Below are 22,578 nucleotides of genomic sequence, written 5' to 3'. Positions count from 1 at the left end.
ATCTGCTCAAACTCAAAAAAAAAACCTATATTTTTTTTCTTCTAAAACCATTATAACAACCTGTTGGGGGGGGGGGGGGGGGGGGGGGCCCCCAACCCCCCCCCCCCCCCGCCAGCGCTGCGTAAACGACAAGGGCACCCGAAGGTGCCCTTGCCAGCCTGTTCCGCATGATCGGGCGGCGACGCGCGCCGCCCGAAACGGCATCAGGCTTCGGCCAGCGCAATGCGCAGCATGCGGCGCAGCGGCTCGGCGGCGCCCCACAACAGCTGGTCGCCGACCGTGAAGGCGCCCAGGTATTGCGAGCCCATCGACAGCTTGCGCAGGCGGCCCACCGGAATGTCCAGCGTGCCGGTGACGGCGACCGGGGTCAATGCGGCGACGGTGGCTTCCTTGGTGTTGGGAACGACCTTGGCCCATTGCGTGCCCTGCGCGATCAGCGATTCGATTTCATCGAGAGGGACATCGCGCTTGAGCTTGATGGTCAGCGCCTGACTGTGGCAGCGCATTGCGCCAATGCGCACGCACAGGCCGTCGATCGGGGTGGCGGGCGTGCCGAAGGCGGCGCCGCGGCCCAGGATCTTGTTGGTTTCGACTTCGGCCTTCCACTCTTCCTTGGACATGCCCTCGCCGAGGTCCTTGTCGATCCAGGGAATCAGGTTGCCGCCCAGCGGCACGCCGAAGTGCTCGTGGGGCAGCGCCGGGTCTTTTTGCTTGGCCAACACCCCGCGGTCGATTTCCAGAATGGCCGATGCGGGGTCGTCCAGCAGGGGCTTGACCGACTGGTTGATCTCGCCGAACTGGGTCAGCAGTTCGCGCATGTGCTGCGCGCCGCCGCCCGAAGCCGCCTGGTACGTCATGGAGGTCATCCATTCCACCAGGTCGTTGTTGAACAGGCCGGCCAGGCCCATCAGCATGCAGCTGACGGTGCAATTGCCGCCGATGAAGTTGCGCACGCCGCGCTTGAGCGCTGCGTCGATCACCGGACGGTTGACCGGATCCAGCACGATGATGGCGTCGTCAGCCATGCGCAGGGTGCTGGCCGCATCGATCCAGATGCCGTTCCAGCCCGCGCCGCGCAGCTTCGGGTAGACCTCGGACGTGTAGTCCCCGCCTTGCGCCGTGAGAATGATCGGCAGTTTTTTCAGAGCATCAATGTTGTAGGCGTCTTGCAGCGGACCCGCGCCATTGGCCCAAGTGGGCGCGGCGCCGCCAGCGTTGCTGGTGGAGAAGAACACCGGTTCGATCAGTGCGAAGTCGTTCTCGTCGCGCATGCGCTGCATGAGCACCGAGCCGACCATACCGCGCCAGCCGACAAGGCCTACTGCTTGATTCATTTCAATCGCTCTTTAAAGGTGGAGACAAGGTCCGGGGGAGGGAAAATTACGTGCAATTCAACAATTTATCAGAATGCACGCGGCGATGTTGCGGCGCAGCTTGAAAAAAACGGGGCCACAATACGGCCGGGACGCCATTCGCTGCGCATCGGCAACAAAACAAAGGGCCGCCCGGCGGGCGGCCCCGATAAGCGAAGGGGCCGCGCCGCAAGGGCGCGTCCCCTTGCCAAGGATCAGGCCAGGGCTTTCAGAACCGCGTCGCCCATACCCGCCGTGCTGACTTTCGTCGTGCCCGGCTCGAAAATGTCGGCGGTGCGCAGGCCGCTGGCCAGCACGCCGCGCACGGCGGCCTCGATGCGGTCGGCCTGGGGCGCCAGGTTCAGCGAATAGCGCAACAGCATGGCGGCCGACAGGATGGTCGCCAGGGGATTGGCGATGCCCTGGCCCGCGATGTCGGGCGCCGACCCGTGGCTGGGCTCGTAGAGGCCCTGGCCGCCGGCGTTCAGCGACGCCGAAGGCAGCATGCCGATCGAACCGGTCAGCATGGCGGCCTCGTCGGACAGGATGTCGCCGAACAGGTTGCCGGTGACGATGACGTCGAACTGGCGCGGATTGCGCACCAGCTGCATCGCGGCGTTGTCGACATACATGTGCGACAGTTCCACGTCGGGATACTCGCGCGCCACTTCAATGACGATGTCGCGCCAGAACTGCGAGGTCTCCAGCACGTTGGCCTTGTCCACGCTGCACAGCTTCTTGCTGCGCTTGCGGGCCGATTCAAAACCGATGCGCGCGATGCGGCGGATTTCGGATTCGGCGTAGCGCATGGTGTCGTAGCCCTCGCGCTCGCCGGCGAAGGCGCCGTCGGGCGAGGAGCGCACGCCGCGCGGCGTTCCGAAATAGATGTCGCCGGTCAGCTCGCGGATGATCAGGATATCCAGGCCGGAGACGATCTCGGGCTTGAGCGACGAGGCGCTTGCCAGTTCCGGATACAGGATGGCGGGGCGCAGGTTGGCGAACAGGCCCAGCGCCTTGCGCAAGCCCAGGATGGCCTGTTCGGGACGGAATTCGCGCGGCAGGCTGTCGTACTTCCAGTCGCCCACTGCGCCGAACAGCACGGCGTCCGACTCCTTGGCGAGGTTCAGCGTGGCCGGCGGCAGGGGATGCTCGAACTGGTCGAACGCCGCGCCGCCCACCGGAGCCTGCTTGATATCGAAGGGAACGTCCAGCGCCTGCAGGACGCGCACGGCCTGTTCGACGATTTCGGGGCCGATGCCGTCACCCGGCAAGACTGCGATGTTGTGAGTCATTTAAGAAGCGATCCAGTAGTCAGGATGATGATCAGGCGATGGGACGGCTTTCGAGCCAGGGATGGCGGGCCAGGCGCTCGGCCTCGAAGGCGCGGATCTTGTCGGAATGGCGCAAGGTCAGGCCGATGTCGTCGAATCCGTTGAGCAGGCAATATTTGCGGAAGGGTTCGATGTCAAAACCCATTGCGCGCCCGTCCGCCGCGACCACGACCTGGCGGTCCAGGTCGATGTGCAGCTTGTAGCCGGGGAATGCCTTCACTTCGTCGAACAGCCTCGACACTTCCAGTTCGGACAGCACGATAGGCAGCAGGCCGTTCTTGAAGCTGTTGTTAAAGAAGATGTCCGCATAGGACGGCGCGATGATGGCGCGAAAGCCAAACTGCGTCAGCGCCCAGGGCGCGTGCTCGCGGCTGGAGCCGCAGCCGAAGTTCTTGCGGGCCAGCAGCACCGAGGCGCCCTGGTAGCGCGGCTGGTTCAGCACGAAATCCGGGTTCAGCGGACGCTTGCTGTTGTCCATGCCCGGTTCGCCATGATCCAGGTAGCGGAGTTCGTCGAAGAGGTTCGGTCCGAAGCCCGTGCGCTGGATGGACTTGAGGAATTGCTTGGGGATGATGAGGTCCGTGTCGACGTTTTCGCGATCGAGCGGAGCCACCAGGCCTTCGTGAGTGGTAAATGCTTGCATGATGTCTACTCAGTGCGTGACGCTTAACGGAACGTGCGGACGTCGACGAAATGGCCGGCAACGGCCGCGGCGGCGGCCATGGCCGGGCTGACCAGGTGCGTGCGTCCGCCCTGCCCCTGCCGGCCCTCGAAATTGCGGTTCGACGTGGAGGCGCAGCGCTCGCCCGGTTCGAGGCGGTCGGCGTTCATGGCCAGGCACATCGAGCAGCCGGGCTCGCGCCATTCAAAGCCGGCTTCAATGAAGATCTTGTCCAGCCCTTCGCGTTCAGCCTGCTGCTTGACCAGGCCGGACCCCGGCACCACCATGGCCTGGCGCACATTGGAGGCCACATGCTTGCCACGCGCCACGACGGCCGCGGCGCGCAGGTCTTCGATGCGCGAGTTGGTGCAGGACCCGATGAACACACGGTCCACGCGGATGTCGGTAAGCGGCGTGTTGGGCTTCAGGCCCATGTATTGCAGGGCGCGCTCCATGCCGCTGCGGCGCACGTCGTCCTTTTCGCGGTCCGGGTCCGGCACGCGGGAATCCACCGGCAGCACCATTTCCGGGGACGTGCCCCACGTGACCTGGGGCTTGATGTCGCGCGCGTTGACTTCCACCACGGTATCGAACTTGGCGCCCTCGTCCGTGCGCAGGGTGCGCCAGTACTTGACCGCCTGGTCCCAGACCACGCCGGCGGGCGCGAAGGGACGGCCGCGGAAGTATTCGATGGTCTTGTCGTCCACCGCCACCATGCCGGAACGCGCGCCGGCTTCAATCGCCATATTGCAGACCGTCATGCGGCCTTCGACGGAGAGCGCGCGGATCGTGCTGCCGGCGAACTCGATGGCGTGGCCGGTGCCGCCGGCCGTGCCGATGATGCCGATAATGTGCAGCACCACGTCCTTGGCCGTACAGCCGAAGGGCAAGTCGCCTTCAACCTTGATCAGCATGCTCTTGGCTTTCTTCATGAGCAGCGTCTGCGTGGCCAGCACGTGCTCGACCTCGGAGGTGCCGATGCCGAAGGCCAGCGCGCCCAGCGCGCCGTGCGTGCTGGTGTGCGAGTCGCCACAGACGACCGTCATGCCGGGCAGGGTCGCGCCCTGCTCCGGGCCGATCACGTGGACGATGCCCTGGCGCAGGTCGTTCATGCGGAATTCGGTGATGCCGTACTTTTCGCAGTTGGCGTCCAGCGTATCGACTTGCAGGCGCGAGACGGGGTCGTCGATGCCCTGGGCGCGGTTCAGCGTCGGCACGTTGTGATCCGCGACCGCCAGGTTGGCGCCCGTGCGCCACGGCTTGCGGCCGGCGATCGCCAAGCCCTCGAACGCCTGCGGGCTGGTGACTTCGTGCACCAGGTGGCGATCGATATAGAGCAGACAGGTGCCGTCTGATTCCTGGTGGACGATGTGGGCGTCCCAGAGTTTGTCGTAAAGGGTTTGGGCCATGGATGCGCTCTGCAATTAGACAATCCGGCTTGAGCCTCGCGCGGTTGAAAAGCAAATCGCTCCCGCGCCGGCTGCTGCGGCATGAGGGAATTATGCACAGGCTCTGAACCTAGTACAAGCACACCATATATACCAGTACTACCACTACCATGATGGCTATGAAACGGCCCCGCCGGGGACAGATGTATCACCCTCGTTTCAAACACGCCGCCAACTGCCGACAAATTCTCACAAATACAATTTCGGCCCAACAAAATAGATACAACTTTCTCAAAACGATATAATCGCGTTTCGCTTTGGCAACGTGTTTTTCGAAATAATGCGCAATAAACCGTATTAATAGAAATATAGTATTTATACCAAAACGAAGTTCGTGCAAATTAAATGAAGTTAATAGATGTTGCGCGACGAACCACTATCGGCCGCCTGTAAAACTAATCAACAATTAACAAATCTTGACTCGCCAAAACTGACATTTCCACACAATATGGCGGCCATTCAATCTCAACTCGACTCGACTCGCGAATAATCACTATGGCTTCGTTTTTGCTCAAAAGCACGACTTCGGTCCTTGCGCTGGCATTCGTTCCTGCCGCATTTGCCCAGTCTGCAGCACCGGCCGCCGGTCAACCCGCGGTGACCTTGAACCAGATCGTCGAGCAGACACTGCTCAGCAACCCGGAAATCCAGGCCAAGTACCACGATTTCCAGGCCTCGCTGGAAGGACAGTCCGTCGCCCGCGCCGCCTTCTTCCCGCAAATCAATGCGCAAGGCTATCTGGGCCGCGAATACCGCAGCAACGTGCCGGGCGTCGGGTCCGAGAGCTGGAGTCGCCCCGGCTACAGCGTGGAACTGCGCCAGCTGATATTCGACGGTTTCCGCACGAGCAACGACGTCAAGCAGGCCGGCTTCGACAAGCTGGCGCGCTTCTATGACGTGCTGGCCACCAGCGACACGACCGCTTTTTCCGCCGTGCAGGCCTATATCGACCTGCAGCGCTACCGCGACATGGAACTGCTGGCGCGCCAGAACTATTCCCTGCATGAGCAAACGCTCAAGCAGATCGGCGAGCGCACCGAGTCCGGCGTGGGCCGCCGGGTCGACCTGGAACAGGCGGGCGGCCGCCTGTCGCTGGCCCAGACCAACCTGATGACCGAGACGGCCAACCTGCTGGATGTGCAGCAGCGCTTCCAGCGCGTGACGGGCGCCTTCCCCCCCGAAGCCATGCAGCCGCCTCCCGATATCGGGGACAAGCTGCCGGTCAAGCCCGGAAGCTTCAATGACTCCCTGCGGCGAAATCCCAGCTTCCTGTCCAAGCAGGCCGCCCTTCAGGCCGCGCAAGCCGGCGTGGCGTCCTCCAAGGGCGCGTTCTCGCCGAAATTCGAATTCGTCGCCAATACCGGCCGCGACCAGAACGATCCCACGCCCCAGAGCCGCGACATCCAGAGCTCCAGCGTCCAGGTCGTAATGAGCTATAACCTCTACCGCGGCGGCGCCGATTCCGCGCGTGTGCGCCAGACCGCCGCGCAGTCCTACGCCGCGCGCGACATCCGCGACTACACCTGCCGCAATGTGCAGCAGGATCTGGCCGTGGCCTGGAACAACATCGCCAGCCTGAGCGAGAAGCTGCCCTTCCTGCGCGACCACGAAGTGGCCACCACGAAGGTGCGCGACGCCTACGCCCAGCAGTTCCAGATTGGCCAGCGCTCGCTGCTGGACCTGCTGGATACCGAAAATGAGCTGTTCGAATCGCGCCGCGCCCTGACCAACGGCATCTATGATCTCAGGCTCGCGCAATATCGCTGGCTGGCGCTGTCTCACGCGCTGCTGCCCGCGCTGTCGCTGCAACCCGCGCGCAATGAGATGCCCGAGGAAAACGGCAAGCTGGAAGTGTCGGACGAAGTGATCAAGCTCTGCAATTCGACGGTTCCGGACTCCGCCCGCCTGGCTCCGGTGCGCGTGCATTACAACGAAGGCACGCTGCCACCCACGCTCGTGCCGATGAACGCGCCCAACGCCAAGCCCTGAACGGCGGGGGACGCAAGGAGGCCGAATGGCAAACCAGGGCAATAACTTCTCGCAACTGGACGCGGACTTTGTCCGCGTCCTGGAAGACTTGATTGACGCGTTGATCGCCAATGGCACCTTGCGCATGACGGATCTGCCTATCCAGGCGCAGCAAAAGCTCACCCAGCGCAAGCAGCAGCGCGCGCGGCTCTCGGAACATCTGGACCTGTTGGATGACGAAGATGGACAAGTTATCTGATCTGGCGGCCCGGGAGTGGCGCGCGGACGCTCGCGCCGCGCACGATGACCCTCTGTTGGACTGCCTGGTTGAAATCACCCGCCTGCATGGGGTGACGGCGACCGCCCAGGCCCTGTCATCCGGCCTGCCGCTGGAAGAGCACCGCCTGACGCCCGCCCTGCTGCCCCGCGCCGCCGCGCGGGCGCAGCTTTCCGCGCGGGTCGTCAAGCGCACGCTGGACAGCATTTCGCAAGACCTGCTGCCCGCCATTTTGCTGCTGAACGGCGAACGCGCCTGCCTGCTGCTCAAGAAGGACGGCGGCAAGTACGTCGTCAGCCATCCCGAGCTGGGCGGCAGCTCCATCGAGATGGAGCCGGACGACCTGGCCGTGCAGTACACGGGCCTGGTGTGCTTTGTGCGCCCTCAATTCCGCTTCGACGCCCGCGCGCCGGAAGTCGCCAAGGTGCGCGAGCGCCATTGGTTCTGGGCCGCCATCCTGGAGAACCGCCGCCTGTACCGCGACGCGCTCGTCGCCGCCCTGCTGATCAACATCTTCGCCATGGCGATGCCGTTGTTCACCATGAACGTGTATGACCGCGTGGTGCCCAACAACGCGGTCGAAACGCTCTGGGTGCTGGCGATCGGCATCACGCTCGTGGTTATCTTCAACATGATCCTGAGCACGGCGCGCGCGCATGTGGTGGACAGCGCCAGCAAGCGGGTCGATGTGCGCCTGTCCGCGCAGATCATGGAACGCGTGCTGGACCTGCGCCTCGAAGGCCGTCCGGTGTCGGTCGGATCTTTCGCCGCCAATCTGCGTTCGTTCGAATCCATACGCGACTTCATCGCCTCGGCCACCATCACCACGCTGGTCGACCTGCCCTTCATCCTGCTGTTCCTGGCCGCGCTGGCCTGGATATCGCCGTGGATGATACTGCCGCCGCTGGTCGCGATCGTGCTGATCCTGCTGGTGTCGCTGGCCGCGCAGGCGCGCATGGAAGCGCTGACCATGTCCTCGTTCCAGGCCTCCTCGCAACGCAACGCGACGCTCGTGGAAGCGCTGACCGGCCTGGAAGCCGTCAAGACCCTGAACGCCCAGGGCGCAATCCAGCGCAACTGGGAACGCGCCACGGAGTTCATTGCGCAGACCGGCGGCAAGCTCAAGCTGATCTCGTCGTCCACGGTCGGCTTCGTGCAGGCCGTGCAGCAGCTGGTGTCCATCGCCGTCGTGATCATCGGCGTGTACCAGGCCCAGGAGTCCGCCATGTCCATGGGCGGCATCATCGCCGCGTCCATGATCGCGGGCCGCTGCCTGGCTCCCCTGGGGCAGGTCGCCGGCCTGCTGATGCAGTACCAGAACGCGCGCACCTCGCTCGGGTCCATCGACAGCTACATGAACCTGCCGATCGAGCGCCCGGCCGAAGCCGAATTCCTGCATCGCCCCGTGTTTCATGGCGGCATCGAGTTCCGCGATGTGACTTTCGCCTATCCCGGCAGCACGCAGCCGGTGCTCAAGAAGGTCTCGTTCAAGCTCAAGCCCGGCGAAAAGGTCGGCGTCATCGGCCGCATCGGCTCGGGCAAGACGACGCTGGAAAAGCTGGCGCTGGCCTTGTATCAGCCCACCGAAGGCGCCGTGCTGCTGGACGGCGTGGACGTCCGCCAGATCGACCCGGCCGACGTCCGCCGGGCCATCGGCCACGTGCCGCAGGACCCGCTGCTGTTCTACGGCAGCCTGAAGCACAACCTGGCCATGGGCGCGCCCTACGCCGACGACGCCAGCATCCTGGCGGCCGCCAACCTGGCCGGCGTCACCGAATTCGCCAACCTGCACCCGAACGGGTTCGACATGCTCATCGGCGAACGCGGCGAATCGCTGTCCGGCGGCCAGCGCCAGTCGGTGGCCGTGGCCCGCGCCCTGATCAACGATCCGCCTATCCTGCTGCTGGACGAGCCCAGCAGCAACATGGATCACCAGAGCGAGGCCCAATTGCGCAAGCGGCTGGGCGAGGCCAGCGCGACCAAGACGATCCTGCTGGTCACGCACCGCACCGCCCTGCTGGACCTGGTCGACCGGCTCATCGTGATCGACAACGGCCATATCGTGGCCGACGGTCCCAAGGAGCAAGTTGTCGAAGCCCTGCGTCAAGGACGCGTTGGACGCGGAAGCTGAGAGAGCCATGCTGAATAATCCTGGCGAAACCAAGCACGGCCTGTTTGGCAGCTTGTGGCGCGCACCGCGCAACATCTTCGTATTTTTCTTTGACCGGCTGCTGGACGGCGCGGACAAGGGCAAGCCCAAGCAGCGCTCCGACTACGTCGGCAACGCGGAATGGGTCATCCATGAATCTCAGGCCCGCGGTTCGCGCATCCTGCTGTGGGTAGGCCTGCTGGCCACGATGGCGCTGCTGTTCTGGGCAGGCACCGGACTCATCGATGAGGTCGTCCGCGGCGAGGGCAAGGTCGTGCCTTCGCGCCAGGTCCAGATCATCCAGAGCCTGGACGGCGGCATCGTCGAGGAAATCCTGGTCCGTCCCGGCCAGGAAGTGGAAGCCGGCGAAATCCTGCTGAAGATCGATTCCACGCGCTTTGCCTCGTCGCTGGGCGAAAACAACGCGGAATACCTGTCGCTGCTGGCCAGGTCGGCCCGCCTGAAGGCGCTGGCCACCGGCGAGCCCTTCGTGGCGCCGGAGGAAGTCCTGACGCAGGCTCCCGGGCTGGTGGAAATGGAGCGCAACGCGTGGCAGGCGCGCAATACGGAACTGAACGCCACGATCAACGTGGCCCGCGAACAGCTCAAGCAACGGCAGGAAGACCTGCGCGAAACGATCGCCAAGCGCGACCAGGCGTCGGCCAGTTGCGGCCTGACCTCGCGCGAGCTGCAAGTGACCCGTCCGCTGCTCAAGAGCGGCGCCGTGTCCGAGGTCGATCTGCTGCGCCTGCAGCGCGACGTGGCCCGCTACTGCGGTGAACAAAAAGGGGCGGAAGCGCAGATCGACCGCTTCCAGGCGTCGATCAAGGAAGCCCAAAGCAAGCTTGAGGAATCCGAGCTGAACATCCGCAACCAGGCCCGCAGCGAGCTGTCGGAAACCAACACCAAGCTGTCGACCCTGCGCCAGGGCAAGCTGGCGCTGGCCGACCGCGTCAAGCTGGCCGAAGTCCGCGCGCCCGTGCGCGGCACCGTCAAGACGCTGTTCAACAACACCGTGGGCGGCGTGGTGCAGCCGGGCAAGGACATCATCGAGATCGTCCCCAAGGACGACACCCTGCTGCTCGAAGTGCGCATCCAGCCGCGCGACATCGGTTTCCTGCACGCGGACCAGAAGGCGGAAGTGAAGTTCACGGCCTACGACTTCGCCGTGTACGGCGGCCTGGAAGGCAGGGTGGAACAGATCGGCGCGGATACCGTGACCGACGAGAAAGGCAATTCCTACTACGTGGTGCGCGTCCGCACGGACCGCAGCACGGTAGGCGACAAGCTGCTGCCCATCATCCCCGGCATGGTGGCGGAGGTTCACATCCTGACAGGCAAGCGCACGGTGCTCCAGTACCTGCTCAAGCCCATCTTGCGGGCCAAGGCGAACGCCTTCACCGAACGTTAATGGAGAGCTTCAAGGCCTTATGAAACCCGTTCCCGTCCTGTTGATTACGCACGATGACCTGCTCTGGCAGCACTGGCGCGCGCTTGACCCGGCGCGCTGGATGGCCGCCCGCGGGCGAGGCCTGGCCGACCTGCAACGCTGGCGCGAGCAGGGCCGGACCCTGGCGGTGCTGGATGCCGACGTGCCTCGCCTGCCCTCCTGGCAGGATCCCATCTGGGCCGCAACCTTCTCGGGACTGCATGTCGTGGTTGCCAGCCCCAGCCCGAACGACGAACAGGGCACCCAGGCGCTGGGCGCCGGCGCCCACGGCTACTGCCACAGCCATGCGCCCGCCGCGTCGCTGGCGCAGTCCCTGGACGTCGTCGCCTCCGGCGGCATCTGGATGGGACGGTCCCTGGTTTCCCGCCTGCTCCGGCTGGTCAGCGAACGCGCCCAGGACGCCTACGACTGGGATGGCGGCCTGCTGACCGAGCGTGAACTCACGGTGGCCCGCTATGCCGCCAGCGGCCAGGCCAATGCCGGGATTGCGGAAGCGCTGGGCATTACCGAGCGTACGGTCAAGGCTCACCTGTCGGCCGTTTTCGAGAAGCTCGGGGTCACGGACCGCCTGCAGCTTGCCCTGCTCGTCCATGGCATTTCCGCGCCCGCGCAAGCGCGGAGCAAAATTACCTCCTGAACCTGTCCTTGAGGACAATATCCGCCTGCATCGGCGCCCTCTAGTATCTGGCCATCTTGGATAACTCCCTGAAACGGAACCAACATGGCCAACACCTCACCCGCAGTCGTCAACGAAATCACCGGTCGCGCGTGGATACGCAATAGCGACGGGTCCCTGACCGAACTGCATCAAGGCAGCAAAGTCCCGGCGGGCAGCGACGTCGTCACTGCCTCGGGCGCCACGGTTTCGCTTCAGGTTGAAAACGGCATGCCGATCGTCATCGGCGAAGGCCGCGAGGTGGCGGTCAACGGCGACATGGCCGGCCCCTTGGCCGACCCGTCGGAAGCCGCCGTCGCGCCGCCCTCGGGCACCGATTCGGACCGCCTGCTGGCCGCCCTGCAGGCAGGCCGCGACCCGTTCGACGAACTGGACCCCACCGCCGCCGTTGTGGCCGGCGGCGGCGAAGCCGGCGGCAGCAGCTTTGTCCGCCTGGCCCGCATCCTTGAAACCACCAGCCCGCTGGACCTGGCCTACCCCAATCCCGCCCGCGGCGACGATACCCTGCCCCGAGTGTCCGGCGCGGGAGTAGACGGAGACGACGATGGCGGCGCAGTGGTTGGACAGGGGAATACTCCCCCGCTGGCCCTGAACGACGCCATCTCCACCCGTCAAGACAATCCGATCCGCGGCAATCTGCTTGCCAACGACACCGATGCCGATGGCGACGCGCTGACGCTGGCTTCCGTCAATGGCCGGCCGATGACTAACGCCGGGCTTACCGTCCCGGGGTCGAATGGCGGGGTGTTCACCGTATTTCCCGATGGATCCTACATCTTCAACCCCAATGGCGATTACACGGCGCTGGGAGAAGGCGAAACCGCGACCTCCACCATTTCTTACACCATTACCGACCCGTCGGGCGCCACTTCCACGGCGACGGTCGCGGTCACCATTACCGGCGTGCTCGACCTGCCGACGATTTCGGTTTCCGATGCCGGCACGCTGAACGAAGGCGGAACCGCAACTTTCAACATCAGCCTGGGCAACACGATCGATCTGGATCGTGAAACCACCATCACGCTGAAAATCGGCGGCCAGGTGGAGGCCGGCGACGTCGGCGTTCCCGTCGTCACCATCGGTGGCGTAGCCGTCGCTGTGACCGCCAATGCAGACGGCACCTACAGCTTCCAGCTTCCCGCCGGCGTGACGGGCGGCATCGTAGTGGCTGTGCCCACGACCGACGACAATACCTTTGAAGGCCGCGAGAGCCTGACCCTGGAAGCCACCCTCAGCGGCCAGGCCGCCAATGGCGCCCAGCTGCCGCCCGGCATCTCAGACACGGGCAATGCCACCATTGTCGATACGGAAAGCATCGATCCGTCCAACCCGAACCCGGGCGCGGACGTGCCGTCGCTCACGGTTTCCGATGCGGGCGACGTCAACGAAGGCAGCAACGCCGTCTTCAATGTCGCCTTGACCAAGCCGGTCGATGCCGACACCACGCTCACCTTCACGCTGGGCGGCCAGATCGAAGCGGGCGACGTGGGCACCCCCACCGTCACCATTGGCGGCCAGCCCGCCACGGTCAAGGTCAATCCGGACGGCTCCTACAGCATCACGGTGCCCGCCGGCACCACGGGCGGCATCGTTGTCACTGTCCCGACCACCGATGACGCCACCTTCGAGGGCCGTGAAAACCTCACCCTCGAAGCAACCCTGACGGGCAACTCGGCCAGCGGCGTCGCCCTGCCCGGCAACATTACCGATACCGGCAGCGCCACGATTGTCGATACGGAAAGCACCGATCCCTCGAACCCGAACCCGGGCGCGGACGTGCCGTCGCTCACGGTTTCCGATGCGGGCGACGTCAACGAAGGCAGCGATGCCGTCTTCAATGTCGCCTTGACCAAGCCGGTCGACGCCGACACCACGCTCACCTTCACACTGGGCGGCCAAATCGAGGCGGGCGACGTGGGCGTCCCCACCGTCACCATTGGCGGCCAGCCCGCCACGGTCAAGGTCAATCTGGATGGTTCGTACAGCGTCACCGTCCCCGCCGGCACCACCGGCGGCATCGTCGTCACCGTGCCCACGACCGATGACGTCACCTTCGAAGGCCGCGAGAACCTCACCCTCGAAGCCACCCTGAGCGGCAATTCCGCCAGCGGTGTGTCCCTGCCTGGCAACATCAGCGATACCGGCAGCGCCACGATTGTCGATACCGAAAGCACCGATCCGTCCAACCCGAACCCGGGTGCCGATGTGCCGTCGCTCACGGTTTCTGATGCGGGCGACGTCAACGAAGGCAGCGATGCCGTCTTCAATGTCGCCTTGACCAAGCCGGTCGACGCCGACACCACGCTCACCTTCACACTGGGTGGCCAAATCGAGGCGGGCGACGTGGGCGTCCCCACCGTCACCATTGGCGGTCAGCCTGCCACGGTCAAGGTCAATCCGGACGGCTCGTACAGCATCACCGTGCCCGCCGGCACGACGGGCGGCATCGTCGTCACCGTGCCCACGACCGATGACGTCACCTTCGAGGGCCGCGAGAACCTGACCCTCGAAGCCACCCTGAGCGGCAACTCCGCCAGCGGGGTTGCCCTGCCCGGCAACATTACCGACAGCGGCAGCGCCACCATTGTCGATACGGAAAGCACTGACCCGTCCAACCCGAACCCGGGCGCGGACGTGCCGTCGCTCACGGTTTCCGATGCGGGCGATGTCAACGAAGGCAGCGATGCCGTCTTCAATGTCGCGCTGAGCAAGCCGGTCGACGCCGACACCACGCTGACCTTCACGCTGGGCGGCCAGATCGAAACGGGCGACGTGGGCCTGCCCACCGTCACCATTGGCGGCCAGCCCGCCACCGTCAAGGTCAATCCGGATGGCTCCTACAGCATCACGGTGCCCGCCGGCACCACCGGCGGCATCGTCGTCACTGTCCCGACCACTGATGATTCCACCTTCGAAGGCCGCGAGAACCTGACCCTCGAAGCCACGCTGAGCGGCAACTCCGCCAGCGGCATCGCCTTGCCCGGCAACATCACCGACACCGGCAGCGCCGTAATCGTGGACGACCACGGTCCGGGCGCTGACGCACCGTCGCTCACGGTTTCCGACGCGGGCGACGTCAACGAAGGCAGCGACGCCGTCTTCAATGTCGCCTTGACCAAGCCTGTCGACGCCGACACCACGCTGACCTTCACGCTGGGCGGCCAGATCGAAGCGGGCGACGTGGGCACCCCCACCGTCACCATTGGCGGTCAGCCTGCCACCGTCAAGGTCAATCCGGATGGCTCCTACAGCATCACGGTGCCCGCCGGCACCACGGGCGGCATCGTTGTCACTGTCCCGACCACCGATGACGCCACCTTCGAGGGCCGCGAGAACCTCACCCTGGAAGCCACCCTGACGGGCAACTCCGCCAGCGGCACCGCCCTGCCTGGCAACATCACCGACACCGGCAACGCCGTAATCGTGGACGACCACGGCCCGGGCGCTGACGCACCGGCCCTCACGGTCTCCGACGCGGGCGATGTCAACGAAGGCAGCGATGCCGTCTTCAATGTCGCGCTGACCAAACCGGTCGACGCCGACACCACGCTGACCTTCACGCTGGGCGGCCAGATTGGAGCGGGCGACGTGGGCATCCCCACAGTCACCATTGGCGGCCAGCCCGCCACGGTCAAGGTCAATCCGGATGGCTCGTACAGCATCACCGTGCCCGCGGGCACCACGGGCGGCATCGTCGTCACTGTCCCGACCACTGATGATTCCACCTTCGAAGGCCGCGAGAACCTGACCCTGGAAGCCACCCTGAGCGGCAAGTCCGCCAGCGGCATCGCCTTGCCTGGCAACATCACCGACACTGGAAGCGCCGTAATCGTGGACGACCACGGCCCGGGCGCTGACGCACCGTCGCTCACGGTTTCCGACGCGGGCGACGTCAACGAAGGCAGCGACGCCGTCTTCAATGTCGCGCTGACCAAGCCGGTTGACGCCGACACGACGCTCACCTTCACGCTGGGCGGCCAGATCGAGACAGGTGACGTGGGCGTACCCACCGTCACCATTGGCGGTCAGCCTGCCACCGTCAAGGTCAATCCGGATGGCTCCTACAGCATCACGGTGCCCGCCGGCACCACGGGCGGCATCGTTGTCACTGTCCCGACCACCGATGACGTCACCTTCGAGGGCCGTGAAAACCTGACCCTCGAAGCCGCTCTGACGGGCAACTCGGCCAGCGGCGTCGCCCTGCCCGGCAACATCACCGACACCGGCAGCGCCACGATTGTCGATACCGAAAGCACCGATCCGTCCAACCCGAACCCGGGCGCGGACGTGCCGTCGCTCACGGTTTCCGATGCGGGCGACGTCAACGAAGGCAGCGATGCCGTCTTCAATGTCGCCTTGACCAAGCCGGTCGACGCCGACACCACGCTCACCTTCACGCTGGGCGGCCAGATCGAAGCGGGCGACGTGGGCACCCCCACCGTCACCATTGGCGGCCAGCCCGCCACGGTCAAGGTCAATCCGGACGGCTCCTACAGCATCACGGTGCCCGCCGGCACCACCGGCGGCATCGTCGTCACTGTCCCGACCACTGATGATTCCACCTTCGAAGGCCGCGAGAACCTGACCCTCGAAGCCACCCTGAGCGGCAAGTCCGCCAGCGGTGTTGCGCTGCCTGGCAACATCACCGATACCGGCAGCGCCACCATTGTCGATACGGAAAGCACTGACCCGTCCAACCCGAACCCGGGCGCCGACGTGCCGTCGCTCAACGTGTCCGATGCGGGCGATGTCAACGAAGGCAGCAACGCCGTCTTCAACGTCGCGCTGACCAAGCCGGTCGACGCCGACACCACGCTGACCTTCACACTGGGCGGCCAGATCGAGACAGGTGACCTGGGCGTACCCACCGTCACCATTGGCGGCCAGCCCGCCACCGTCAAGGCCAACCCGGATGGCTCGTACAGCATCACGGTGCCCGCGGGCACCACCGGCGGCATCGTCGTCACTGTCCCGACCACCGATGATTCCACCTTCGAAGGCCGCGAGAACCTGACCCTCGAAGCCACCCTGAGCGGCAACTCCGCCAGCGGCGTCGCCCTGCCCGGCAACATCAGCGACACCGGCAGCGCCACCATTGTCGATACGGAAAGCACCGATCCGTCCAACCCGAACCCGGGCGCAGACGTGCCGTCTCTCACCGTGTCCGATGCGGGCGATGTCAACGAAGGCAGCAACGCCGTCTTCAATGTCGCGCTGAGCAAGCCGGTCGACGCCGACACCACGCTGACCTTCACACTGGGCGGCCAGATCGAGACAGGTGACGTGGGCGTACCCACCGTCACCATTGGCGGCCAGCCCGCCACGGTCAAGGCCAACCCGGATGGCTCGTACAGCATCACGGTGCCCGCCGGCACCACGGGCGGCATCGTCGTCACCGTGCCCACGACCGATGACGTCACCTTCGAAGGCCGCGAGAATCTGGCCCTCGAAGCCACCCTGAGCGGCAACTCCGCCAGCGGTGTGGCCCTGCCTGGCAACATCACCGACACTGGCAGCGCCACGATTGTCGATACGGAAAGCACCGATCCGTCCAACCCGAACCCGGGCGCGGACGTGCCGTCGCTCACCGTGTCTGATGCGGGCGATGTCAACGAAGGCAGCGATGCCGTCTTCAACGTCGCGCTGACCAAGCCGGTTGACGCCGACACCACGCTGACTTTCACGTTGGGTGGCCAGATCGAGACAGGTGACGTGGGCGTACCCACGGTCACCATTGGCGGTCAGCCGGCCACCGTCAAGGCCAACCCGGATGGCTCGTACAGCATCACCGTGCCCGCCGGCACGACGGGCGGCATCGTCGTCACCGTGCCCACGACCGACGATGTCACCTTCGAAGGTCGCGAGAACCTCACCCTCGAAGCCACTCTGACGGGCAACTCGGCCAGCGGCGTTGCCCTGCCCGGCAACATCAGCGACACCGGCAGCGCCACCATTGTCGATACGGAAAGCACCGATCCGTCCAACCCGAACCCGGGCGCCGACGTGCCGTCGCTCACGGTTTCCGATGCGGGCGACGTCAACGAAGGCAGCGACGCCGTCTTCAATGTCGCCTTGACCAAGCCGGTCGACGCCGACACCACGCTCACCTTCACGCTGGACGGCCAGATCGAGGCGGGCGACGTGGGCACCCCCACCGTCACCATTGGCGGCCAGCCCGCCACGGTCAAGGTCAATCCGGACGGCTCGTACAGCATCACCGTGCCCGCCGGCACCACCGGCGGCATCGTCGTCACTGTCCCGACCACCGATGATTCCACCTTCGAGGGCCGTGAGAACCTGACCCTCGAAGCCACCCTGAGCGGCAGCTCCGCTAGCGGCGTTGCCCTGCCTGGCAACATCACCGACAGCGGCAGCGCCACGATTGTCGATACGGAAAGCACCGATCCTTCCAACCCGAACCCGGGCGCCGACGTGCCGTCGCTCACCGTGTCTGATGCGGGCGACGTCAACGAAGGCAGCGATGCCGTCTTCAACGTCGCGCTGACCAAGTCGGTCGACGCCGACACCACGCTCACCTTCACACTGGGCGGCCAGATCGAGGCGGGCGACGTGGGCACCCCCACCGTCACCATTGGCGGCCAGCCCGCCACGGTCAAGGCCAACCCGGATGGCTCCTACAGCATCACGGTGCCCGCCGGCACCACGGGCGGCATCGTCGTCACCGTGCCCACGACCGATGACGCCACCTTCGAGGGCCGCGAGAACCTGACCCTCGAAGCCACGCTGAGCGGCAACTCCGCCAGCGGCGTCGCCCTGCCCGGCAACATCACCGACACGGGCAACGCCGTGATTGTCGATACGCAGGGCAGCGGCGAGGATGTGCCCACGCTCAGCGTTTCCGACGCCGGCAACGTGGCTGAAGGCAGTACCGCGAGCTTCAACGTTTCGCTTAGCCAGTCCGTCGACGCCGACACCACGCTCACCTTCACGCTGGGCGGCCAGATCAGCGCTGCCGACCACGGCGTGCCCACGGCGACGATCGGCGGACAGTCCGTGATTGTCTCGGCCAACGCCGACGGCTCCTACAGCGTCAAGGTTCCCGCCGGCACCACCGGCGGCATCGTGATCCAAGTGCCCACCACCGCCGACGGAATCTATGAAGGCGCCGAGAGCATGACGCTCGAGGCCACGCTTTCCGGCCAGACTGCCAGCGGTACGGCCTTGCCCGCCGGCATCTCGGACAGCGGCAATGCTGCCATCGTCGACATCAACAAGCCGCCGGTTGTCGGCAGCTCGTCCACCTCGGTGTCAGAGGAGGGGTTGAGCGGCGGCATCAAAGACAACAATGGCACATCGGACACGACCGACTCGGCGCGCGCCAGCGGTCAACTGAACATCACCGATGAAAATAGCGACGCTGCCTACACCATCACGCTGGTGGCGCCGGCCAATGGCAATCTCAGTTCCGACGGCGTGCCCATCGTCTGGACGCTGTCGGACAATGGCCAAACCCTGACCGGCCGCGCCGGCGCCACCGACGCGATCGTTATCAAGATCGACAATACCGGTGCGTACACGGTGCAAATGCTCGCGCCGGTTGACCATCAGGACACGACTCGCGAAGACACACTCGGCCTGTCCGTGACTGTCAAGGTGGCAGACGGCGTCAATTCGCCCGTTTCCACGACCCTGAACGTGACGATCGAAGACGATTCGCCCGTGGTCCGCCAGAACGCGCCTGTCAACGTGGAATCCACCGGCATTCCCGACGTCTATACCGGCAAGGTCTCCTTCGCGGGCGACTCCGGCAGCGATAACCAATGGAAATTCACGTTCGGCAACGGCGCCGTGGAAGTTTCGGCCAAGGGCTTCACCTCCAGCTCTGACCTCACACTCACCAATGCCAAGGTGAACCAGAGCACATCCGGCCTGGGTGTGGCGAGTACGGATTCCCCCTACCACAACATCGCCAACGAGGTGGATTACCGCGAACTGAACGGCAAGGGCGCCTCGGAAGAATTGACGATTCGTCTTACCGGCGGAAAAGTCGCCTACGGCGCGACCATCGACTTTGCATCCATGTACGGTGGCGAAGTGGAAAGCGGCATCGCGCGCTTCTACCGCGACGGCGTGCTGATCGCCGAACGCACCTTTACCTCCGACAAGAATGGCGGCGACTACGCAGCGAACTTCCGGGTCGAGGAAGGCGGCTTTGACACGATCGTGGTTTCTGCCACCGACAATCACAAGAACTCGTCGAGCGACAACAGCGACTTCACGGTCACGGGCGTGACGTTCCTGGGCAGCCAGGACGTCCAGGCCATTGCCTATGCCGACGGCAACCTGCAGTATGCCTACGGCGCGGACGGCGCCGGCAAGCTGCAGCTGACGGGCGTTGAAAGCGGCCTGACCACGCGCGATGGCGGCGCCATCACGACCAATGTGGCCGCCAACGGCAACCTGATCCAGGGACTGGACGCCTCCGGCAATCTGGTGTTCGAGATCCGTCTGACGCCAGCCACCGGCAAGTGGGAGTTCTTCCAGTATCAGCCCATGAACGGCACCGCCAATGACTTGATCGACTTCACGTACCGCGTCACGGACGCCGATGGCGACTATGCCAATGGCCAGTTCCAGGTCGGCGGCGTGGAGCCGACCGGGCCGAGCCTGGCCATCGAAGACAACAACGCCGGCGCGCCGGGCGCGCTGAGCGTGTCGGAAGCGCAGGCAACCGGAAGCGGTTCTTTCACCATCACTGCTCAGGCCGGACTGAAATCGATAACCCTCGACGGCACGGGCAATGCGGATGCGACGCTTACCTTGGACCGCCTGGCCGACCTGGCGAACAACCCGGTCACGCTGACCACCAGCAAGGGCACGCTCACGCTCACGGGCTATGACGCTGCGACCGGCAAGGTGACCTACACCTACCAGACCAGCGGCCCGCAGCAACACACCGGCGACGACACCAACGTCCAGGACCACTTCACGATCACGGTCGAGGACAAGTTCGGCGGCAAGGCCACGGGCGACCTGGGCGTGCTGGTCACCGACACGGCGCCCAAACTCGCGCCAATTGCCGAAAGCTCGGCGCTGGCGTCGCACGGCACCAACATCATGCTCACGCTGGATACTTCCGGCAGCATGAACTACGGAAGCGGCGTCTACAGCGGCTGGCGTGAACTCTCGCGCCTGGAGGTGCTGAAGTCCTCGGTTGGCAAGCTGCTCGACCAGTACGGCGAGGCCGGCGACGTGCGCATCATGATCGTAGAGTTCAACTCGTCCGCCGGCCAGAAGGGAGGCGGCTGGATGTCGCTGGCGGACGCCAAGGCGCTCGTCGACGGGCTGAGCTATGGCGGTGGCACCAACTACGAGGCCGCGCTGAACGCCGCGATGAACGCATGGAACAACTCTGGCACGGGCAAGCTGGAAGGCGCCAATGTCCAGAACATCTCCTACTTCTTCACCGATGGGAATCCGGAGAATGGTCCCGTCTACGCCGAACAGCAGGCAATATGGGAGAAGTTCCTCGCGGACAACCATATCAATTCTTACGGCATCGGCCTGGGCACCAGCGCCACCGGCACGTACATTGATCCGGTTTCCTACAACCCGAACAAGCCGGCGGATAGCAACACGATCATCGTAAAGAACCTGAATGGCCTGGATACGGCGATCGCGGACACCATCGCGCCGCCCATCACCGGCGACATCTCCACGGGTGGCACGCTGGGCGCCGACCTGAACGGCGCGCGCATCACGCAGCTGGTGATCGACGGCAAGACGTACAACTACGACGCCGCGACCAACAAGGTAACAGCCAGCTCCGGCGCGACCTACACCTTCGATTCGGCCAAATCCGAACTGACGGTGACGACGTCGCATGGAAAGTTCACCATCGACCTGGCGGGCGAAAACCTGGGCGATTATCGCTATCAGCCGCAAAGCGCCGGCACCGACACCATCCAGTACACGGTCAGGGACGGCGACGGCGACACGGCAAGCTCCAGCCTCACGCTGACGGTGACGGCGCCGGTCTACCAGGCGCCGGACGCGGTGAATGACAGCATCATCACCAACATCCTGGGTGCACAACTGACAGTGCAGGCCGGATCGCTGCTCGCCAACGACGTGCGCGGCACGGGCTCGCTGACGATGGGGCCGCTGACGGTGAACACCGGCTGGAAGGACAAGGGAGGCGATTTCACGGCCCGCAACGTCGCCAAGCTTGATTTCGACGGCACCGGCAGCAGCAACAATGCGAACAAATTCTTGACGGTCAACCGCGGCGATTTCGCGAAGATCGGCCAGGATCGCGCGCAGATCAAGGTGGACGGTTATCTCGCTTCCGTCGGCGCGAACCGCAGCAATGATCAGGACACCATCACTATTGCCCTGTTGGCCGGTGAAGTTCTCACGCTGAGCCATGACCTGCAGGCCGGCTGGATCCGTATGGAATATCGCCTGGCAGGAAGTTCCGACAGCTACAAATTGCTGGAGAACGGCGAAACCATCAGCACCACGACGGGTGCCAGCTACGAAATCCACATCGTCAACATCGACGACAACGGCTCGGGCTGGGGCGGTACCGGCGAGGAAGACTACCTGCTCACGATGACCGTCGACTACTCCCGCGCGGCTCCCACGACGGACAACGTGGCCAATGGCTCTTACACGATCCATACGGCGGATGGCCACAACGACAGCGCCAATGTTTCGGTGGAGTATCAGGCGGGAGGCCATCTGGTCGGCACCAACAAGGCCGAGATCCTGCTGGCGGGCGACGGCAACGATACGCTCGACGGCGGCAAGGGCAATGACGTGCTGGTCGGCGGCAAGGGCAACGACACCCTTATCGGCGGCGACGGCGCCGACACCTTCCGCTGGGAGTTCAATGACCAGGGAACGACCGCCGGTCCGGCAGTCGACCGGATCAAGGACTTCTCCCTGGCCAAGCCGGCCGACGGCGGAGATGTGCTGGACCTGAAGGATCTGCTCATCGGCGAAAAGGACGGCACCCTGACGCAGTACCTGAACTTCAAGCAGGATCCGGCCAACGCCAACAACACGGTTGTCGAAATCAACACCAAGGGCCAGATCAGCCAGGGCGCCGACCAGAAGATCGTGCTGGAGAACGTCGATCTCACGCATGACGCCCACGGTCAGCTCATGAGCAACCAGGCCATCATCAATGACCTGCTGCAGAAGGGGAAGCTGAACGTCGACCACTAAACCGCGACAAGGGGCTGGCCGGCAGCGGCCTGCCCCGCCCGCATGGCGCATTTTTTCCAAGGGCGCATCTAAG

The 22,578-nt window shown here is 64.7% G+C and carries 10 protein-coding genes; 6 read left to right on the top strand and 4 right to left on the bottom strand.

The genetic code is table 11. From position 1 onward, the window contains the following. Nucleotides 1-203: 203 nt before the first annotated feature. The 4 genes from asd to leuC form a co-directional block, all read right to left on the bottom strand. Nucleotides 204-1,334, bottom strand: coding sequence for an aspartate-semialdehyde dehydrogenase (asd, locus tag ACFWP0_RS20650; RefSeq protein WP_377845153.1), 1,131 nt, complete (start codon nucleotides 1,332-1,334; stop codon nucleotides 204-206). Nucleotides 1,335-1,567: 233 nt separating this feature from the next. Continuing rightward, nucleotides 1,568-2,644: a 3-isopropylmalate dehydrogenase gene (gene leuB / locus ACFWP0_RS20645; protein ID WP_377845151.1), complete on the bottom strand. Its 1,077-nt coding sequence runs from the start codon at nucleotides 2,642-2,644 to the stop codon at nucleotides 1,568-1,570. Between the two features lie 31 nt (nucleotides 2,645-2,675). Then, complete coding sequence (leuD, locus tag ACFWP0_RS20640; protein WP_377845149.1) at nucleotides 2,676-3,326, bottom strand: 3-isopropylmalate dehydratase small subunit; 651 nt, start codon at nucleotides 3,324-3,326, stop codon at nucleotides 2,676-2,678. 23 nt (nucleotides 3,327-3,349) lie between these two features. Further along, on the bottom strand, nucleotides 3,350-4,753 hold the full coding sequence (leuC, locus tag ACFWP0_RS20635) for a 3-isopropylmalate dehydratase large subunit (protein ID WP_377845148.1): 1,404 nt from the start codon (nucleotides 4,751-4,753) through the stop codon (nucleotides 3,350-3,352). 534 nt (nucleotides 4,754-5,287) lie between these two features. Between leuC and ACFWP0_RS20630 the strand changes: the two genes are divergently transcribed. The 6 genes from ACFWP0_RS20630 (at nucleotide 5,288) to ACFWP0_RS20605 (ending at nucleotide 22,505) form a co-directional block, all read left to right on the top strand. Then, nucleotides 5,288-6,781 carry a TolC family outer membrane protein gene (locus ACFWP0_RS20630; RefSeq protein ID WP_377845146.1) on the top strand — a complete coding sequence of 498 codons (1,494 nt, stop codon included), beginning with the start codon at nucleotides 5,288-5,290 and terminating at the stop codon, nucleotides 6,779-6,781. Between the two features lie 25 nt (nucleotides 6,782-6,806). Then, nucleotides 6,807-7,019 carry a hypothetical protein gene (locus tag ACFWP0_RS20625; protein ID WP_377845144.1) on the top strand — a complete coding sequence of 71 codons (213 nt, stop codon included), beginning with the start codon at nucleotides 6,807-6,809 and terminating at the stop codon, nucleotides 7,017-7,019. Further along, a complete protein-coding gene (locus ACFWP0_RS20620) occupies nucleotides 7,003-9,168 on the top strand; it encodes a type I secretion system permease/ATPase (protein ID WP_377845143.1) in 2,166 nt (721 codons plus the stop codon). Before ACFWP0_RS20625 ends, ACFWP0_RS20620 begins: the two co-directional genes overlap by 17 nt. A gap of 7 nt (nucleotides 9,169-9,175) precedes the next feature. Further along, nucleotides 9,176-10,597 (top strand): HlyD family type I secretion periplasmic adaptor subunit, encoded by a 1,422-nt coding sequence (locus ACFWP0_RS20615; RefSeq protein WP_377845141.1) that lies wholly within the window; start codon nucleotides 9,176-9,178, stop codon nucleotides 10,595-10,597. 19 nt (nucleotides 10,598-10,616) lie between these two features. Next, the gene (locus ACFWP0_RS20610; RefSeq protein ID WP_377845139.1) at nucleotides 10,617-11,273 is read left to right on the top strand and encodes a LuxR C-terminal-related transcriptional regulator; all 657 of its coding nucleotides are present in this window, start codon (nucleotides 10,617-10,619) and stop codon (nucleotides 11,271-11,273) included. Nucleotides 11,274-11,357: 84 nt separating this feature from the next. Then, nucleotides 11,358-22,505 carry a retention module-containing protein gene (locus ACFWP0_RS20605; protein WP_377845137.1) on the top strand — a complete coding sequence of 3,716 codons (11,148 nt, stop codon included), beginning with the start codon at nucleotides 11,358-11,360 and terminating at the stop codon, nucleotides 22,503-22,505. Nucleotides 22,506-22,578 lie beyond the last annotated feature (73 nt).

It is taken from the genome of Achromobacter sp. NPDC058515 (assembly GCF_042721735.1).
Lineage (GTDB): Bacteria > Pseudomonadota > Gammaproteobacteria > Burkholderiales > Burkholderiaceae_B > Achromobacter.
This window is presented reverse-complemented; position numbering and strand designations above follow the sequence as displayed.

What these genes read in the sequence shown, in the direction of transcription:
- ACFWP0_RS20605 (WP_377845137.1), top strand. Translation starts at nt 11,358, where the DNA reads ATGGCCAACACCTCACCCGCAGTCGTCAACGAAATCACCGGTCGCGCG.
- asd (WP_377845153.1), bottom strand. Translation starts at nt 1,334, where the DNA reads ATGAATCAAGCAGTAGGCCTTGTCGGCTGGCGCGGTATGGTCGGCTCG.
- ACFWP0_RS20630 (WP_377845146.1), top strand. Translation starts at nt 5,288, where the DNA reads ATGGCTTCGTTTTTGCTCAAAAGCACGACTTCGGTCCTTGCGCTGGCA.
- ACFWP0_RS20610 (WP_377845139.1), top strand. Translation starts at nt 10,617, where the DNA reads ATGAAACCCGTTCCCGTCCTGTTGATTACGCACGATGACCTGCTCTGG.
- leuC (WP_377845148.1), bottom strand. Translation starts at nt 4,753, where the DNA reads ATGGCCCAAACCCTTTACGACAAACTCTGGGACGCCCACATCGTCCAC.
- ACFWP0_RS20620 (WP_377845143.1), top strand. Translation starts at nt 7,003, where the DNA reads ATGGACAAGTTATCTGATCTGGCGGCCCGGGAGTGGCGCGCGGACGCT.
- leuB (WP_377845151.1), bottom strand. Translation starts at nt 2,644, where the DNA reads ATGACTCACAACATCGCAGTCTTGCCGGGTGACGGCATCGGCCCCGAA.
- leuD (WP_377845149.1), bottom strand. Translation starts at nt 3,326, where the DNA reads ATGCAAGCATTTACCACTCACGAAGGCCTGGTGGCTCCGCTCGATCGC.
- ACFWP0_RS20615 (WP_377845141.1), top strand. Translation starts at nt 9,176, where the DNA reads ATGCTGAATAATCCTGGCGAAACCAAGCACGGCCTGTTTGGCAGCTTG.
- ACFWP0_RS20625 (WP_377845144.1), top strand. Translation starts at nt 6,807, where the DNA reads ATGGCAAACCAGGGCAATAACTTCTCGCAACTGGACGCGGACTTTGTC.